The sequence below is a fragment of the Candidatus Hydrogenedentota bacterium genome (assembly GCA_016791475.1).
GTDB lineage: Bacteria > Hydrogenedentota > Hydrogenedentia > Hydrogenedentales > JAEUWI01 > JAEUWI01.
In genome coordinates, this window is sequence record JAEUWI010000120.1 from 1 (window position 1) to 950 (window position 950).

1 protein-coding gene is annotated in these 950 nt (G+C 53.8%); it reads left to right on the forward strand.

Going from position 1 to position 950, the window contains the following annotated elements; translation table 11 throughout:
• The coding region (locus tag JNK74_28175; GenBank protein MBL7650066.1) for an FAD-dependent oxidoreductase at positions 1-798 on the forward strand (798 nt) is incomplete at its 5' end.
• Between the last annotated feature and the right edge of the window lie 152 nt (positions 799-950).

Genomic DNA, 950 nt, shown 5'->3' on the forward strand with positions numbered 1-950 from the left:
ATCGTCGAATTGAGAGACTCGATCGATAATGGATCATTCTCAACGTCGGCACGCGTCGTGATCAATGCGACCGGTGCGGTTTGTGACGCCGTACGGCATATGTCAGATCACTCGGCTAAGCCTGTTGTGACATTTGCACGAGGCTCACACATTGTTTTGTCGAGAGATTTTCTGCCGACGAACGCAGCGTTGATGATACCGACAACCAGCGACGGCCGCGTGCTGTTCTGCATCCCGTGGCTCGGCCACACGCTCATCGGAACGACGGATGTTCCCTGCGAAACGGCTGAACTTGGCGAGAGCGTCACCGACGAAGAGATCGATTTTCTACTCGAAACTGCATGTAGTTATTTGGCAGATCAACCGACACGCGATGATATCCTCAGCACATTCGCAGGCGTTCGCCCACTCGTAAGCCGTACTGATACAACAAATACGTCAAAACTCTCACGCAGCCACGAGCTATTCATCGACCGCAACGGCCTCGTCACCATCACCGGCGGCAAATGGACGACCTACCGCGAAATGGCGGAACAGGCTGTCGACGCCGCGATCAAAGTCGGTGGTCTCAACGCATCGGAATGCGTAACGAAAACGTTAGCGATCGACGCTCCGCCTGCGTCGAAAGGCGAGCTTTTACATTCGGAAATGCCCTATACGACCGGCGATGTCATGCGGGCGTTCAACGAAGAAATGGCACAAACAGTCGATGACGTGCTGTCACGCCGGACGCGAATTTCGTTTTTGAATGAATCGATCGCCGATGAACTAAGGACAAAGGTCAATGAGATGGCATAGGCTCGCGGCCTATCTGAACTCCGCCGTTCAATCGCTGGTCGAACGCATCGCCGATCGCGGCTCCTCGAGATTTGGCAAGGTTGGCTAATTCACCTGAAAACAAACCGTCGGTCGTCGCAACGAAGATATTCACCCAACGAACAATGTGCTCT